16 protein-coding genes and 1 pseudogene are annotated in these 16,086 nt (G+C 73.6%); 8 read left to right on the top strand and 9 right to left on the bottom strand.

The window, feature by feature from the left end; genetic code table 11:
- Positions 1-58: 58 nt before the first annotated feature.
- Both bagB and bagA read right to left on the bottom strand, forming a co-directional pair.
- Positions 59-1,285: an ATPase BagB gene (gene bagB, locus FB457_RS30520; protein ID WP_145783941.1), complete on the bottom strand. Its 1,227-nt coding sequence runs from the start codon at positions 1,283-1,285 to the stop codon at positions 59-61.
- Positions 1,282-2,265 carry an ATPase BagA gene (bagA, locus tag FB457_RS30515; protein WP_047016555.1) on the bottom strand — a complete coding sequence of 328 codons (984 nt, stop codon included), beginning with the start codon at positions 2,263-2,265 and terminating at the stop codon, positions 1,282-1,284. The genes bagB and bagA overlap by 4 nt, the downstream gene beginning before the upstream one ends.
- Positions 2,266-2,361: 96 nt before the next feature.
- Between bagA and sp36 the strand changes: the two genes are divergently transcribed.
- The 4 genes from sp36 (at position 2,362) to FB457_RS30495 (ending at position 4,878) form a co-directional block, all read left to right on the top strand.
- Positions 2,362-2,517: a Sp36 family protein gene (gene sp36 / locus FB457_RS30510; protein WP_123060262.1), complete on the top strand. Its 156-nt coding sequence runs from the start codon at positions 2,362-2,364 to the stop codon at positions 2,515-2,517.
- Complete coding sequence (locus FB457_RS30505) at positions 2,517-2,984, top strand: RidA family protein (protein WP_047016554.1); 468 nt, start codon at positions 2,517-2,519, stop codon at positions 2,982-2,984. The genes sp36 and FB457_RS30505 overlap by 1 nt, the downstream gene beginning before the upstream one ends.
- 144 nt (positions 2,985-3,128) lie before the next feature.
- Entirely contained in the window at positions 3,129-4,010 is an 882-nt protein-coding gene (locus FB457_RS30500) for an NUDIX hydrolase (protein ID WP_047016553.1), read from the top strand.
- 34 nt (positions 4,011-4,044) lie between these two features.
- Entirely contained in the window at positions 4,045-4,878 is an 834-nt protein-coding gene (locus tag FB457_RS30495) for an MBL fold metallo-hydrolase (RefSeq protein WP_145783938.1), read from the top strand.
- A 21-nt stretch (positions 4,879-4,899) separates the two neighbouring features.
- Here the strand turns inward: FB457_RS30495 and FB457_RS30490 are convergent, their stop codons facing one another.
- A complete protein-coding gene (locus tag FB457_RS30490) occupies positions 4,900-5,574 on the bottom strand; it encodes a Crp/Fnr family transcriptional regulator (protein WP_018835840.1) in 675 nt (224 codons plus the stop codon).
- 419 nt (positions 5,575-5,993) lie between these two features.
- Between FB457_RS30490 and FB457_RS30485 the strand changes: the two are divergent.
- Positions 5,994-6,656: pseudogene (locus FB457_RS30485) on the top strand (ATP-binding cassette domain-containing protein); the annotation flags it as partial.
- Here the strand turns inward: FB457_RS30485 and FB457_RS36570 are convergent.
- From FB457_RS36570 to FB457_RS30470, 3 genes are all read right to left on the bottom strand, one after another.
- On the bottom strand, positions 6,631-7,143 hold the full coding sequence (locus FB457_RS36570) for a BTAD domain-containing putative transcriptional regulator (protein ID WP_253911609.1): 513 nt from the start codon (positions 7,141-7,143) through the stop codon (positions 6,631-6,633). The pseudogene FB457_RS30485 and the gene FB457_RS36570 sit on opposite strands and share 26 nt — an antisense overlap.
- A 502-nt stretch (positions 7,144-7,645) precedes the next feature.
- Positions 7,646-8,500, bottom strand: a complete 855-nt coding sequence (locus FB457_RS30475) for a geranyl diphosphate 2-C-methyltransferase (RefSeq protein WP_047016551.1) — start codon at positions 8,498-8,500, stop codon at positions 7,646-7,648.
- 207 nt (positions 8,501-8,707) lie between these two features.
- Positions 8,708-9,916, bottom strand: coding sequence for a family 2 encapsulin nanocompartment cargo protein terpene cyclase (locus FB457_RS30470; RefSeq protein ID WP_145783936.1), 1,209 nt, complete (start codon positions 9,914-9,916; stop codon positions 8,708-8,710).
- A 223-nt stretch (positions 9,917-10,139) separates the two neighbouring features.
- Here FB457_RS30470 and FB457_RS30465 point away from each other — a divergent pair, with 223 nt between their 5' ends.
- Together FB457_RS30465 and FB457_RS30460 are read left to right on the top strand one after the other, a co-directional pair.
- Complete coding sequence (locus FB457_RS30465) at positions 10,140-10,763, top strand: TetR/AcrR family transcriptional regulator (protein WP_047016549.1); 624 nt, start codon at positions 10,140-10,142, stop codon at positions 10,761-10,763.
- A gap of 182 nt (positions 10,764-10,945) precedes the next feature.
- Positions 10,946-12,475 (top strand): MFS transporter, encoded by a 1,530-nt coding sequence (locus FB457_RS30460; protein ID WP_145783935.1) that lies wholly within the window; start codon positions 10,946-10,948, stop codon positions 12,473-12,475.
- Between the two features lie 16 nt (positions 12,476-12,491).
- Here FB457_RS30460 and FB457_RS30455 read toward each other — a convergent pair whose 3' ends face one another.
- The 3 genes from FB457_RS30455 to FB457_RS30445 form a co-directional block, all read right to left on the bottom strand.
- Positions 12,492-13,469 carry a zinc-binding dehydrogenase gene (locus FB457_RS30455; protein WP_078898294.1) on the bottom strand — a complete coding sequence of 326 codons (978 nt, stop codon included), beginning with the start codon at positions 13,467-13,469 and terminating at the stop codon, positions 12,492-12,494.
- 184 nt (positions 13,470-13,653) lie between these two features.
- Positions 13,654-14,766 carry a flotillin family protein gene (locus FB457_RS30450; protein WP_047016547.1) on the bottom strand — a complete coding sequence of 371 codons (1,113 nt, stop codon included), beginning with the start codon at positions 14,764-14,766 and terminating at the stop codon, positions 13,654-13,656.
- A 10-nt stretch (positions 14,767-14,776) separates the two neighbouring features.
- Positions 14,777-15,028 (bottom strand): hypothetical protein, encoded by a 252-nt coding sequence (locus FB457_RS30445; RefSeq protein WP_018835851.1) that lies wholly within the window; start codon positions 15,026-15,028, stop codon positions 14,777-14,779.
- Between the two features lie 146 nt (positions 15,029-15,174).
- Here FB457_RS30445 and nth point away from each other — a divergent pair, with 146 nt between their 5' ends.
- Positions 15,175-16,005: an endonuclease III gene (gene nth / locus FB457_RS30440; protein WP_047016546.1), complete on the top strand. Its 831-nt coding sequence runs from the start codon at positions 15,175-15,177 to the stop codon at positions 16,003-16,005.
- Positions 16,006-16,086: the final 81 nt, after the last annotated feature.

Raw genomic sequence — 16,086 nt, 5'->3', positions numbered from 1 at the left:
GCCGGACGCGGCCCGCGCGCCGTACGCCCCGGCTACGCTCCCCCACGCGTGCTCCGGCCTACGCGCCCGGCGCCTCCTGCGCCGTCAGCAGCTCCGCCACGTCCCGTAGCCCCGCGAGGTCGTGCACGTCCCCCGGGAGCGCGGTGACCTGGGTCACCGGAACCTCCGGGTGCAGCGCCGCGAACCGGTCCCGCGTACGGCGCTCGTGCGCCAGCACCTGCATCCGTTCGGCATGCAGCCGCAGGAGCGCCGCGGCATCCGCCGCGCCCTCCGTGCCCGTGCCGCCCGTGCCCGCGCCCGTATCCGCCGCCCCCGCGCCCTTCGCGCCGGAGCCCGCGTCGTCCACGCCCCGCTCGTCCAGCGCCTCGGCCGCCGCCAGCGCCCGCTCCGCGCTCAGTTGCGCCGCGTCGCTCTCGTGCACCCGGTTGAGCACCAGTCCTGCCAGCGGCATCCGGTCCGCTTCGAGGCGTTCGACAAAATAGGCCGCCTCCCGCAGCGCGTCCCGCTCCGGCGTCGCCACCACCAGGAAGGCCGTGCCCGGCGCCTGCAGCAGCCGGTACGTCGCCTCCGCGCGCGTGCGGAAGCCGCCGAAGAGGGTGTCCATCGCCGCGACGAACGTCTGCACGTCGCGCAGGAGGGAGGCACCCAGCAGCTTGCCGAGCGTCCCCGTCATCATCGACATCCCGACGTTGAGGAACTTCATCCCCGCCCGGCCGCCCGCCTTCGCCGGCGCGGTCAGCAGTCTGATGAAGCGCCCGTCGAGGAAGGAGCCCAGCCGCTTGGGCGCGTCCAGGAAGTCCAGCGCGGAGCGGCTCGGCGGGGTGTCCACGATGATCAGGTCCCAGGAGTCCCGGGCCCGCAACTGGCCCAGCTTCTCCATCGCCATGTACTCCTGCGTGCCGGCGAAGCCGGCCGACAGCGACTGGTAGAAGGGGTTCTCCAGGATGGCGTTGGCCCGGTCCCCGTCCGCGTGCGCCTCGACGATCTCGTCGAAGGTGCGCTTCATGTCGAGCATCATGGCGTACAGCTCGCCGGGCCCTTCCACGCCGTCGACCCGCCGCGGGCTGTTGTCCAGGGCGTCGATGCCCATGGACTGCGCGAGCCGCTTCGCGGGGTCGATGGTGAGTACCACGACGCGGCGGCCGCGCTCCGCGGCGCGTACGCCGAGGGCGGCGGCCGTCGTCGTCTTGCCGACGCCGCCGGCGCCGCAGCAGACGACGATGCGGGTCTGCGGGTCGTCGAGGAGCCCGTCGGCGTCCAGCCGGGGCGCGGTGTCGAGGCTCATAGGGGCCACTGCTTTCCCAACTCGCCGGAGAGCCGGTAGAGACCGGCCAGATCCACTCCCTCGGTGAGCAGCGGCAGTTCGTACTGCGGCAGCTCCAGCCGCGCCAGCGCGGCCCGTTGCGTACGTTCCAGGGCGAGCCGCTCCGTATGCTCGCGCGCCTGCCGCAGCAGCGGCGCGACCAGCCGCTCCGCCCGCGCGCCCCGGCTCGCGCCGCCCAGCCCGGCGGCGGACAGCGCGGCGGCGAGGGCGGCGGGGTCGGCGGCGGCCCGTTCCAGCTCCGCCTCGTCCATGAGCGCGGGGCGCACCATGTTGATCACGGCGGCGCCGACCTGGAGCCCGGCCTCGCGCAGCTCGGCGACGCCGTCGACGGTCTCCTGCACGGGCATGTCCTCAAGGAGGGTGACCAGGTGCACGGCGGTACGGGCCGAGGTCAGGACCCGCATCACGGACCGCGCGTGGTTGTGGATGGGCCCGGCCTTGGCCAGCCCGGCGACCTCGGCGTTGACGCCCAGGAAGCGTGTGATGCGGCCGGTCGGCGGGGCGTCCATGACGACCGCGTCGTACACGTGCCGGCCGTGCTTGTCCTGGCGGCGGGCGGCCTCGCACGCCTTGCCGGTGAGCAGGACGTCGCGCAGGCCGGGGGCGATGGTGGTGACGAAGTCGATGGCGCCGAGGCGGCGGAGGGCCCGGCCCGCGCTGCCCATCCGGTAGAACATCTGCAGGTAGTCCAGCAGGGCCTGCTCGGCGTCGATGGCGAGCGCGTACACGTCGCCGCCGCCCGGCGCCGAGGCGATGCGCCGCTCGCCGTACGGGAGCGGCTCTGTCTCGAAGAGCTGGGCGATGCCCTGCCGGCCCTCCACCTCGACGAGCAGGGTGCGCCTGCCGTCGGCGGCCAGCGCCAGCGCCAGGGCGGCGGCCACGGTCGTCTTGCCGGTCCCGCCCTTGCCGGTCACCACGTGCAGCCTCTGGAGCCCGCTCATGTCCGCGAGCCTAATTCCTCGGCGCGCGACTCAGCAGACCGCCTCCGTCCGACGGCCCCAAGCGGGGGCCAGCCGGGGCGGGCTAGAGTCTGGCCCATGACGAAGTGGGAATACGCGACCGTGCCGCTGCTCGTACACGCCACCAAGCAGATCCTGGACCAGTGGGGCGAGGACGGCTGGGAGCTGGTCCAGGTCGTGCCCGGGCCCAACTCCGAGCAGCTCGTGGCGTATCTGAAGCGGGAAAAGAGCTGATGGCGGGGCGGGTCGAGGGGAAGCTCGCGGAGCTGGGGCTCAGCCTGCCCGAGGTGGTGCCGCCGCTGGCGTCGTACGTGCCGGCGGTGCGCAGCGGGCCGTACGTGTTCACCGCGGGGCAGCTCCCGATGGTCGACGGCACGCTGCCGCTGACCGGGAAGGTCGGGGCGGAGGTCACGCCGGAGGAGGCCAGGGAACTGGCCGCGCGGTGTGCGCTGAACGGGCTCGCGGCGATCAAGTCGGTCGCGGGGGACCTCGACCGGGTCGTACGGGTGGTGAAGGTCGTCGGCTTCGTCGCCTCGGCGCCGGACTTCACGGCGCAGCCGGGTGTGGTCAACGGGGCGAGCGAGTTGCTGGGCCAGGCGCTGGGCGAGGCCGGTGTGCACGCGCGGAGCGCGGTGGGGGTGGCGGTGCTGCCGCTGGACGCGCCCGTGGAGATCGAGTTCCAGGCGGAGCTGGCCGGGTAGGGGCTGCCGCTCCGGGGCGTTCGTCCGGGGCGGGTACGGGGCCGGCGGGCCCGGAGTTGTCCACACACCGGCGGTTGTCCACAGGCTGGGGTTGCCCACTCGAACATCGCCTCGGCGGCCCGTAGGCTCCCGGTCATGTCCGAAATGAACGCCGCGAACGCCGCGGCCGGAGCGCAGCCCCGGTGGATTCCGCCCGCCGAGCGCATCCGCGCGCTCGCCCGCGGCGAGCTGACGCCCGTCACGCCGCGTCGCGCGGCGACGGTGCTGCTGCTGCGCGGCACGGCCCCCGACGGCCCGTGGGTGTACATGCTGCGGAGGAAGACCTCCATGCCCTTCGCCGCGGGTGCGTACGCCTACCCGGGCGGCGGCGTCGATCCGCGCGACGAGCGCCCGCTGTCCGCGGCGGCCTGGGCCGGGCCGTCTCCGGCGCGGTGGGCGGCGCGGCTGGGGGTGGCCGAGCCGGAGGCGCAGGCGGTGGTCTGCGCGGCGGTGCGGGAGACGTTCGAGGAGGCCGGGGTGCTGCTGGCCGGTGCCTCGGCGGCGGAGGTCGTGGCGGACACCACGGGGGCGGACTGGGAGGCGGACCGCGCGGCGCTGGTCGCCCGCGAGCTGGGCTTCGCCGACTTCCTGGCCCGCCGCGGTCTGGTCGTACGGACCGATCTGCTCGGCGCCTGGGCGCGCTGGATAACCCCGGAGTTCGAGACCCGGCGGTATGACACGTGGTTCTTCGTCGCCGCCCTCCCCGAGGGCCAGCGCACGCGGAACGCCTCGACGGAGGCCGACCGCGCGGAGTGGGTCAGGCCCGCCGAGGCGGCCGAGGGGTACGAGCGCGGTGAGCTGGTGATGCTGCCGCCGACGATCTCGATGCTGCGCGGGCTGCGGGCGTTCGGGTCGGCGGCCGAGGCCCTGGGCGCGGCCGGGGAGCGGGATCTGTCGGCGGTGCTGGTGAAGGCCCGGATGGAGGGGGACGACGTCGTGCTGAGCGCACCGGGGCACGAGGAGTTCACGCGGAGGCTGCCGTCATGAGGGCGGCGGCGCCGGGGACGGCGGGGGTGGTCGTGTGACGGACGCGGTGGCGCTGCCAGGCCAGCCGCGCGGCGGGGTGCTCAGCGGGCCGGCCACCGCCCGTGCGACGTGCGTGCTGGCGCCCAACGCCTCGCCCATGACCCTCGACGGCACGAACACGTGGATCGTCGCCGAGCCGGACTCCGCGCGGGCCGTGGTGATCGACCCCGGGCCGCTGGACGAAGGCCATCTGGCGGCGGTCGTGGACACCGCGGACCGGGCGGGCCTGCGGGTGGCGCTCACGCTGCTCACCCACGGGCACGCGGACCACGCCGAGGGCGCGGCCCGCTTCGCGGAGCTGACCGGGACGAAGGTGCGGGCCCTGGACCCTGCGCTGCGCCTCGGCGACGAGGGGCTGGCCGCGGGGGACGTGATATCCGTCGGCGGGCTGGAGCTGCGGGTCGTGCCTACGCCGGGCCACACGGCGGACTCGCTCTGCTTCCACCTGCCGGCCGACGACGCCGTGCTCACCGGCGACACCGTCCTCGGCCGTGGTACGACGATGGTCGCCCATCCGGACGGCCGGCTCGGCGACTATCTCGACTCGCTGCGCCGGCTGCGGTCCCTCACCGTGGACGACGGCGTCTCGACGGTGCTGCCGGGCCACGGGCCGGTGCTGGAGGACGCCCAGGGCGCGGTGGAGTTCTACCTGGCCCACCGCGCGACGCGGCTGGCGCAGGTCGAGACGGCGGTCGAGAACGGGCACCGCACGGCGGCGGAGGTGGTGGCGCACGTGTACGCGGACGTGGACCGGACGCTGTGGCCCGCGGCGGAGCTGTCGGTGCGGGCCCAGCTCGAGTATCTGAAGGAGCACGGCCTGATCACGTAGCCGGGCCGGGCCGGCCAGCGGTCAGCGCGAGCGCTTCGCCAGGCGCTCCACGTCCAGCAGGATCACGGCCCGGGCCTCCAGGCGCAGCCAGCCGCGGCTGGCGAAGTCCGCCAGCGCCTTGTTGACCGTCTCCCGGGAGGCGCCGACGAGCTGGGCCAGCTCCTCCTGCGTCAGGTCGTGCACGACGTGGATGCCCTCGTCCCCGGGGACGCCGAAGCGCCGTGAGAGGTCCAGCAGGGCGCGGGCGACGCGGCCCGGGACGTCGGAGAAGACCAGGTCGGACATCTGGTCGTTGGTGCGCCGCAGCCGGCGGGCGACCGCCCGCAGCAGCGCGGAGGCGACCTCGGGGCGGGCGTTCAGCCAGGGCTGGAGGTCGCCGTGGCCGAGGCCGAGCAGCTTGACCTCGGTCAGCGCCGAGGCGGTGGCCGTGCGCGGGCCCGGGTCGAAGAGGGACAGCTCGCCGATCAGCTCGCCGGGGCCGAGCACGGCCAGCATGTTCTCGCGCCCGTCCGGGGAGGTGCGGTGGAGCTTCACCTTGCCCTCGGTGACGACGTACAGCCGGTCGCCGGGCTCGCCCTCGTGGAAGAGCGCGTCACCGCGCGACAGCGTCGCCTCGGTCATGGAGGCACGCAGCTCCGCGGCCTGCTCGTCGTCGAGCGCGGCGAAGAGGGGCGCGCGCCGCAGAACGTCGTCCACGAGTTCTCTCCTTGTCGGGGTGCCCGGGCGACCGCGGGCCGTTGCTCGGTCGGCCCGTCGTTTTCCATGATGCCGGACAGTAAAACAGTGCGATCAGTCACAAGTTTGACGTACCGCAGCGTGAACCGTAGCCCAGGGGTCCGATTGGCGGCACTTTTCCGGTGCTCAGCAGCGGGCTCTTGGGGGGTCGCGCGGGGGCGCGTGGTTGTGCGCGGAGGCCCGGGCGGGCGCTCAACGAGCCGGTCGGGGCGCCGTCGTGCACGGCGTGCGGGTGGACCCGTACGGCCCTATTCCGCTCTCAGCGAACACACCTCCTGCAATCCGATAAACCGGACACAGCGCACCGTGGCAGTGTCCTGTGCGCGCCGTGCCACGGTCCTCGGCACGCTCCTTCCCGCAGACCGAGAAGGAGACACCGCATGACCTACGCATGCAGGGCCGAGGGCCTGGTCAAACGGTTCGGCGCGACCACCGCGCTGGCCGGTATCGACCTCGTGGCCCGGCAGGGCACCGTCCTCGGCGTCCTCGGCCCCAACGGCGCCGGCAAGACCACCGCCGTACGCATCCTCGCCACCCTCCTCCGCCCCGACGAGGGCGCGGCGGCCGTCGGCGGCCTCGACGTCGTCGGCGACGCCGGAGAGGTACGCCGGCTCATCGGGCTCACCGGCCAGTACGCCTCCGTGGACGAGGACCTGACCGGTACCGAGAACCTCGTGCTCATCGGGCGGCTTCCTCGACATGCGCACCGGCGCCGCCCGGGCCCGCGCCCGCGAGCTGCTGGCACACTTCGAGCTGGCCGGGGCCGCCGGCCGCCCCGTGCGGACGTACTCCGGCGGCATGCGCCGCCGCCTCGACCTCGCCGCCTCCCTCGTCGGCCGGCCCGGCGTCATCTGCCTCGACGAACCGACGACGGGCCTGGACCCGGTGCGCCGCGAGGTCGTCCGGGGCATCGTCCGCTCGCTCGTCGGGGACGGCGTGACCGTGCTGCTCACCACCCAGTCCCTGGAGGAGGCGGACGCGCTCGTCGACGAGATCTCCGTCATCGACCACGCCGGGTCATCGCCCACGGCACCCCGGCCGAGGAACGCCGCCCGGATCATCCGCAGCAGCGCCCGCGTCCACGGGTCCGGGTGGCCCAGCCGCTCGTCGATCGCGGCGAGCCCGCGCTCGTCGTCGTCCGTGAACACCGCGATGCCCGGCTCCAGCACGGCCAGCATCGGGTGCCCGCCCATCGGATCGACCCGTGCGGCCAGTGCTGTCAGCTCCTCCAGGGCCGCCTGGTCGGGCTCGGTGCCGCCGCTCGTCGCGGAGTCGATGAGGGAGAAGCCGAGGGCGACCGCATGCGGTTCGAGGGGCGGGTCGCCGGCAGGCCGTCGAGGCGGCGGCGGATCTCGGCGGCGGCGGCGTTGGCGGGGCCGACGGCGAAGTCGGGGCGGGCGGCGCGTCCGCCACGTCCGCGAGCGCGGGCCCGCGCCACAGCGTCAGCGCCTCCTCCAGCAGCCGCCGCGCCGCTGCGGCGCCCGCCGCCAGCGCCTCGCGCCCGGCGTGCGCCTGCCGCTCGAAGCGCACGGCGTCCACCGCCTCCGGCGGCAGCGCGAGCCGGTAGCCCGCGGGCCCGTACGCGAGGACGTCGGACAGGGGCGAGCGCGCGGCGCGGCCGGGAGACGAGGACTGCAGCGCGTTGCCGGGGTAGGCGGGGGCGTCGTCGCCCAGAGGCCGTCGGCGAGCAGCGTCGTGCCGACGTACCGGCCGGGGTCGAGCGCGAGCCGTACGAGCAGCGCGCGGAGCCGGCCACCGGCGATCTCCACCGGCACCCCGCCGACCGCCACCTCCAGCGGACCCAGCACCCCGATGCGCACGTACGCCAGCCTTACGCACCCCGTGAGCGGCCGGTCTCCTATTACCCGCCCCTTTACCGAACCCGAACCCCGAACCCCGAACCCCGAACCGCCGGGCCCCGGACGCCCCGCCCCCGAACCCGGCACCGGTGCGGACGCGGCCACCGGCGCCGGGCCGCCCCGGTGGGTCCCGCCGGCCGCGGGCGCCCACCGGGCGCGCCGAGCGGATCCGGTCAGACCCGGTCCGCGGCGATCAGCAGGTACTGGAAGCTCCCGCTGCGGTACGCCGTGAGGAACACCTCCTCGATCCCGGTGGCGACGGAGGACTTGGCCCGCAGCTCCCAGTACGGGATCGTCGCCTCGGTCAGGTCGATGACCTGCGCGGGCACCAGCCGGTTCGCGACCAGCTCCTTGAAGTACGTCGACCGCGGGTGGACGTTGCAGATGTAGTGCGCGTTGATCTGGCTGACGGCGCGGGACGGCAGCCCGTAGGCGTCGTTGTAGCAGCCGGTGATGGTGACGTACCGGCCGCCGCGCGCGAGCAGCCGCGCGTGCTCCTTGAAGAGCTGCGCCAACTCCACGTACATCGTGCTCTCGTTGTTCCAGATCCCGCGGAACGCGCCCGTCTCGAAGCCCGTGTCGAGCATGTTCTTCAGGTGGAACCGCACCGCGCTCCCCAGCCCGCGGCGCTGCACCTGGTCGTTGGCGAAGGAGACCTGCGACTGCGAGATGGAGATGCCGTCGACGCGGCAGCCGAATCGTTCGTGCGCCATGAAGCTCGTGCCGCCCCGGCCGGAGCCGGCGTCCAGCAGCCGGGCGCCGCGGTCGGGCTCGCCGAGGTGGTCGAGCAGGAGGGTGGCCTGTGCGGTCTCCAGGCGGTGCATCTCCGCGATGATCCGCTCTCCCCTGGTCTCCTCCGGGCCCCCCAGCACGGACTGGTCGACCTCGCCGATGCCGTAGTGGTGGTGGTACGTCCCGCTGACGTCGCCGAGTTTGAGGTTGACCGGGTCCCTCTCCCGGTTCCAGTAGTCGGCGATGGAGTGCTGGTACGGGCTGGTGAGGACGTTCGTGTCGGCGGCTGCCGCCATGGTCGTTCTCCTTCTGAGGGCGTGCTGAGCGTGCGGAAGCTGGTGAGGCGTGGTGGTCGGGGGCGTGCCGATGCGGGACGCGTGGGCCCGTCAGGCGTAGCTGCGGGTGCGTCGGAGGGATGAACGGGCCGGGTCTGCCGGGTCTGCCGGTCCGGTCAGACGGTCCGGTCAGGCGGTCCGGGCAGGCAGGCGGGTCGGCCCGGCGGGTCAGGCGGTCTGGTAGCGGGCGCTGGTGGCGTGCCACTCCTTGCAGCCGCCCATCCACGCCCACACCCCGGCCAGGAAGCGGCCGAGCTGCGGGGAGCCGGCGGCGGTCAGGGCCGCGGCCTCCATCTCGTAGGTGTGCATCAGCTCGTCGTGGATCAGGGCCGTCCGGTCCACGGCCTCCTGGAGGGTGCACCCTTCTTCTGCGGCGATCAGATTGGGCAGGTTGGTGTCCGTGGGGTCTTCCTTTCCCATCGAGTACAGGTCGTTGAGGAGCACGCTGGCGGTGCCGGCGTAGAGGTACGTACGGCGGACCCGGGCGTCGGCGAACTCGTCGGGCGGCAACTCGTACCCGCTGACGGGGTCCACGAGGACCATGCAGGGGAAGAACGCGTTCTCGTAGCGGTGGAGCAGGTACTCCCACACCGCGGGGGTGCGCGCCGAGGAGCGCCACTCGGCCTCCTGGCCGTACCCGACGAACATGACGGCCAACTCGTGCCGCAGCCGGGCGACCTGGGTGGGGCTCGCGTACCGCGAGAGGTGCGCGAGGGCGGAGCGGAACGCGCGGAGCACCGGCTCGCGCTGGACGGTCTCCTCGAACTGCGGCATGTAGCGCGCGGGGAGCCGGACGGGGTCGATGACGGCGTGCGCCAGCGCCATCCGTTCGCCGAGCAGGGCGGGATCGGGGTCCTCGCCCTCGTCCACCCAGTGGTCGTCGACGGACCACTCGGACAGGCCGCACTTGGCGGCGGCCAGCAGCCGGTCGGGGTCGTCGCAGTCGGGGTGCGCGAGCATGAAGAGGCGGCCGAACTGGTGGGAGCGCAGGCGCTCGATGCGCCCGGTGAAGATGCCGATCTCCTCCGCCCACGCGACCAGCCGCTCGTTGACCTCGTCCCCGAGCGCGGGGTCGTTGCGCAGGGCGTCGGGGCAGTGCAGCGGCGGGATCCGCAGGCCGCCGCGCTCGCCGCCGCCGTCGGGCGGTGGCGCGGTGCCGGCCTCGGGCCCCGCGGTGGAGCCTGAGTCCGAGTCGGTGCCGGGTCCGGCGCCGGATGCCGGCTCCGGCCCGGTCTTCGTACGGGCAGGGGGCTCCGCCTCGGGCCTCGGGACGGCCTCCGGTACGTACCCGGCGAGCGGGTGCGCGGCGGCGGTGCCGAGGCCGGTGGGGCCGAGGGGGAGGAGGGCGCGGAGTGCTTCTGCGGGTGCTCCGGTCATGCGCGGCACCCGGCCTCCGCGGCGGTCGGCGAGGAGATCGTCATACTTCGACGCTAGGCATCTGCGCCGAGAGCGGCAATCGCTCGAAAGAGTAGGCATAAAAGGGGGATTGGCCGATGGGGCATCGGCTCGCGAAGTCGCCGGGTGAAACGGTTGCGTTTCTCCCGGCCGCGATCTAGCGTGGGCCGTACGAAACGGTTCCGTACGAAAAGGATCGCCCGTCATGCCCGGCAGACCCGTCGGCCAGCTCCACGGCCAGGCCCCCGACGCCCGGATCCGCCGGCCCCGCATGACCCCCGAGCGCGAGCGTGAGCTGCTCGAAGCGGTGCTGGGCGTGCTGCGCGAGTCGGGGTATGAGGCGCTGTCGATGGACCTCGTCGCGACCCGCGCGCGATGCAGCAAGGCGACCCTGTACCGGCAGTGGCACAGCAAGGCGGAGATGGTCGTCGCCGCGATGATCGCCAACCGGCCCGTGGACCCCGGCGCCGTCGACACCGGCTCTCTGCGCGGTGATCTGATCAGCCTCGTCGAAGAGTTGTCCAGTACCGCGGAGAAGGACACGGCGCTGATCGCGGCGATACACCACGCCGCGCTCACCGACGGGGACCTGGCCGCGACGCTGCACGCCTCCCTCGCGGACTACGAGTTGACGCACCTGAGCGGCCTGCTCGACCGCGCGGTGGCGCGGGGCGAACTGTCCGGGCAGCCGGGCGCGGCCGAGTTCCTGCCGCAGTTGCTGTTCGGCGCGGTCGTCATACGCCCGCTGATCGACGGGATGTTCGCCGATTCCGCGTATCTCGCGCGCTTCGTCGACCTCGTGGTGCTGCCGGCGCTGCGTCACTCCTGAGCCGTACGCCCTTCACCGCCCCTCGCCGGTCACTCCGGTCCCTCCGGCCGCCGTACGCTCGCCTCGCGGGCCGACGCCGCCGGGGCAGGGCCCGTACTCCGACGGGCTCATACCCCTACGCCGTACCCGTACCAGCCGAGTCCGGTCCTCCGAGCATCCGACCCCCCCACACGGAGCCTGCCATGTCCCGTACCGACGCCGTAGCCGGCAGCGGTCCCGCCGGCGAAACCGGCCCGCCGGCCGCCGCCGTCATGCCCCAGGACGACCGCGCCCACCGCCACCGGTGGCTGATCCTCGCCGTCCTCGGCCTGGCCCAGTTGATGGTCGTCCTCGACGTGACCATCGTGAACATCGCCCTGCCATCCGCCCAGTCCGACCTCGGCTTCACCAACGGCGACCGGCAGTGGGTCGTCACCGCGTACTCGCTGGCCTTCGGCAGCCTCCTGCTCCTCGGCGGCCGCATCGCCGACCTCGTCGGCCGCAAGGTCACCTTCCTCGTCGGACTCGTCGGCTTCGCCGCCGCGTCCGCCGTGGCGGGCGCCGCCGTGAGCTTCGACATGCTCATCCTCGCCCGCGCCTTCCAGGGCGCCTCCGGCGCGCTCCTCGCCCCCTCCGCGCTGTCGCTGCTGACGACGACGTTCACCGACCCGGGCGAGCGGGCGAAGGCGTTCAGTGTCTACGGCGCGGTGTCCGGCGCGGGCGGCGCCATCGGCCTGCTGCTCGGCGGGGTGCTCACCGAGTACCTGGACTGGCGCTGGACGCTGTACGTGAACGTGGTCCTCGCCGTCGTCGCCTTCGGCTTCGCCTCCGCGCTGCTGACCCGTACGGCACGGGACCGGAGCGTCACGCTCGACGTGCCCGGCACCGTCCTGGTCACCGCCGGTCTGTTCTGCGTCGTCTACGGCTTCTCCAACGCCGAGCACCAGGACTGGGGCGCGCCGGCCACCTGGGGCCTGCTGATCGCCGGCGGCGTGCTGCTCACGGCGTTCGCCTGGTGGTCGACCCGCAGCCGGCACCCCCTGCTGCCCACGCGCATCGTCACCGACCGGAACCGCGGCGCGTCCTACCTCGGCATGCTGATCTCCGCGGGCGGGATGTTCGGCGTCTTCCTCTTCCTCACGTACTTCCTGCAGACGGGCCTCGACTACACGCCGATCGACTCCGGCGTCGCCTTTCTGCCGATGGTCGGCGGCCTGGTGATCGCCGCGACGCTCGCCACCAACGTCCTCGTACCGCGCATCGGGCCGCGGCTGGTGGTGCCCTCGGGCATGGCGATCGCGGCGGCCGGCCTGGTGTGGATGACGAGCCTGGACCTGAACAGTTCGTACGCGGCGGACATCCTGCCGATGACCGTGATCGTGGGCTTCGGCCTCGGGCTGGTCGTGGCGACGGCGATGAGCCTCGGCACGCTGGGCGTCTCCGTGCACGACGCGGGCGTGGCCTCCGCGACGGTCAACGCCATGCAGCAGGTCGGCGGCTCCATCGGCATCGCCCTGCTCAACACCGTCTCCGCCAGCGCCGCCACGAACTACCTCTCGGGGCGCAATCCCAGGGACCCGGCGGTGAAGGCGCAGGCGGCGCTGGAGAGTTACCACACCGCGTTCTGGTGGTCGGCGGGGTTCTTCGCCGCCGGCGCCCTGGTGACCCTGTTCCTGTACCGGCAGGGCGCACCGAAGGAGCTGAAGGGCGGGGCGCCCACGATCCACATGTGAAGCCCCGCCCGCGCCCTCACACGACGAGGAGCGACTTGCCCACCGTCGCGCGCCGGGCGAGCGATTCGTGCGCGTCCCGGGCCCGCGCCAGCGGGTAGGTCGCGCCGATCACCGGCCTGATGCGGCCCGCGGCGGCGAGGTCCAGGGCCTCGACGAGGGCGGCCTGCGAGACGGCGGCGGGCGGCGGGCCGCCCTCCAGGAGGTTGGTCACCCGTACGTCCCGCTCCGCGGCCGTGCGCGGGTCGATCTCCGCGAAGGTGCCGCCCGACGTCCCGTACGTCACGAACCTGCCGCCCCGCGCCACCGTACGGAACGCCGCCCGGCCCAGCTCGCCCCCGGCGCCGTCGAAGGCCAGGCCGACGCCGTCCCCGCCGGCGGCGTCGCGGGCCCGGTCCTGCCAGCCGTCCTCGGAGTAGTCGACGGTGTGCTCCGCGCCCAGCTCGCGGGCGAGCGCGAGCTTGCGCTCCCCGCGCGCCGCCGCGATGACGCGTGCCCCCGCGTCGCGCGCCAGTTGCAGCACCAGCGATCCCGCCCCGCCGGCCGCCGCCGCCACGAGCACCGTCTCGCCCTCCCGGGGCCGTCCGGCGCGGGCGAGGCGCACCGCGGTGGTGCCGTCGTGCAGCAGCGCCGCCGCCTCGGCCGCGCCGAGCGCGTCGGGGACGGCGGCGATCTCTGCCACCTCGGCGACGACCTGCTCCGCGTACCCGGCGGCCGCGGGGGCGGCCACGCGCCGCCCGGCCCACGCCGCGTCGACCCCCTCCCCGACGGCCAGCACGGTCCCCGCGCCGCCCTGGCCCGGCACGTACGGCGGCCGCACCGGGAAGGTCTCGCCGCCCCAGCCGCCGCGCAGCAGAGTGTCCAGGTAGATGACGTCGGCCACCTCCAGCCCCACGACGACCTGCCCGGCCCCGGCCACCGGCTCGGGCACCTCCGCCGGCACCAGCACCTCGGGCCCGCCGAACTCCCGCACCTCGATCGCACGCACCGCGACCACGCTCCCGTCCTGATCGACTCGACGGGGCCAAACGTAGAAGTTCAACGTTGGTTCAGGTCAAGCGACACCCGCCGCCCGCCGCGGGGATCAGCACCTCCCACTGTCAGGCGGCGGCCGGCCTCCCCCGGCCGTAGGGGACGTCCGCCGGCGGGGGAGAGGGCCGGGAAGGCCGGATCGATGTGCGCTAGTCGTTCAGCCGTTCGCTCTCCGGGGACCGCGGCTGGGGCATGGTGGTCCTGACCGAGTCCAGGATGGCCAGTCCCTGGCCGACCAGCCCCGCCGTGAGTTCGCCGAGCCCGTCGGCCCCGTTGAGCACGTTGATGTTCGCGCCCTGGAGGCCGGCCGCGGCCCGTTCGACGATCTTCGGGAGCTGGTCGATCAACTGCTGGTCCAGCGCCACCCTGTCGTACGAGGACGCCGCCTCGGCCTGGATCTTCATCCGTTCCGCCTCGGCGACGGCCAGCACCCGCACCCGCTCGGCCTCCGCCTCGGCCGGCTTGACCACCTCCGCCTGCAACTCCTGCTGGCGGAGCCGGGCCGCGCGCTCGGCCAGCTCGGTCTGGGCGGCGAGCACGTCCTGCTGCGCGTGCGCATGCGCCAGCGGCCCGGCCTGCGCCGCCTCCGCCTCGACCCGGCTGACCTCGGCCTTGTACTGCGCCCGCACCATGGCGGTCTCCCTGGCGTACTCGGCCTGCTTCCGGGCGGACTCCTGCTCCGCCTCGGACGCCTTCTGCGCCGCCTGCGCCTCGGCGATCTTCGCCTCGCGCTGGATGGCCGCCTGATGGGGCGCCGACATGGCCTTGATGTAGCCGGTGTCGCCGTCGTCGATCGACTGGATCTGGAACGAGTCGACGATCAGACCGATCCGGCCCATCTCGCTCTTGGAGGTCTCCACCACCTCGGAGGCGAGCTTCTGCCGCTCGGTGACGATCTCCTCGACCGTCATCGAGCCGATAATGGCGCGCAGGTGGCCGGCGAAGATCCGGCCGGTCAGCACCGACATCTCCTTCTGCTCGGAGAGGAAGCGCTGCCCGGCGTTGACGATGCTCTCGATGTCGTTGCCGACCTTGAAGGCGATCACGGACCGTACGGTGAGCGGGATCCCCTGCCTGGTCACGCAGTACTCGGCGACCTCGGACTCGTGCATCGCCAGCGACAGGAAGCGGGTCTTGCGGAAGATCGGTAACACGAATCCGCCGTGCCCGACGACGACGCGGAACGGTGCGCCGTCCCGCCGGCGCCTGCCGCCCGACACGAGCATGGCCTGGTCGGGGGCCGGAACGCGATAGCCGAACATGCTTACCTCCTCACTCCACGGGCCCGATGCCGCCGGTCAGCTCGTCCAGCGGATCGGCCCACGCGATCACGGTGACCTGGCGACCGCCGCAGTACTCGGTCACGAGCACCTCCGCCCCTTGCGGCAACGGCTCGGCGGACCAGGCGAGAAAGGTCTCGGTGCCACCCCTCACCCGCACCAGCACCTCGCCGGGGCCCGCGGACCCGCGGGTGGGGATGACGAGAACGCCCAGACAGCCGATCACGGCGTCGTCAGGCACCATCGATGGATTCCCCTCCATCACCCTGCTCGCGACGTTCATGCGTACCCTACTCACGACGGCGGTCGCTCAATCTTGGTTTCGCCCCCCCGGGAGGGGCCCCAGCGGTTTCGCGCTTCGGTGTCAGCCGGGGCCCGTAGGCTGGCCCCATGGCGAAGAGTGGCAAGGCGGCACCGGCGGCGGAGGGCCGCGCGGTGGTGCGCAAGGCGAAACCGGCCCCGACGCGGACGGGACTGGTGCGGCAGGCCCGGCGGATCTACCGCGAGCTGGCCGAGGTGTATCCGTACGCGCACCCGGAGCTGGACTTCGAGAACCCGTATCAGTTGCTCATCGCCACGGTGCTCTCCGCGCAGACCACCGACCTGCGGGTGAACCAGACGACGCCGGCGCTCTTCGCGAAGTACCCGACGCCGGAGGACCTGGCCGCCGCCAACCCCGAGGAGGTCGAGGAGCTCATCCGGCCCACCGGGTTCTTCCGCGCCAAGACCAAGTCGATCATGGGTCTGTCGCAGGCCCTGCGGGACGACTTCGGCGGCGAGGTCCCGGGGAATCTGAAGGACCTGGTGAAGCTGCCCGGCGTGGGCCGCAAGACGGCGTTCGTCGTGCTCGGCAACGCTTTCGGGGTCCCCGGCATCACGGTCGACACGCACTTCGCGCGGCTCGTGCGGCGCTGGAAGTGGACCGAGCAGACCGACCCCGAGAAGATCGAGCAGGAGGTCGGGTCCCTCTTTCCGAAGAAGGACTGGACGATGCTCTCGCACTACGTGATATTCCACGGCCGGCGCATCTGCCACGCCCGCAAGCCCGCCTGCGGCGCCTGTCCCATCGCCCCGCTCTGCCCGGCGTACGGCGAGGGGGAGACGGACCCGGAGAAGGCGCAGAAGCTGCTGAAGTACGAGAAGGGCGGCATGCCCGGGCAGCGCCTCAAGCCCCCGCCGGACTACCCCGGGAAGCCCGCGCCCCCGCTGGGAGCCGCATGACGCCATCTCTCGGGACGCCCGGCGGGCCGGGCGGCGGCGCGGCGCGCGGCACGGCGGACGAGGCGGCGCCCGGTGCTTCGG

Source organism: Streptomyces sp. CNZ287 (genome assembly GCF_007827615.1).
This window is presented reverse-complemented; position numbering and strand designations above follow the sequence as displayed.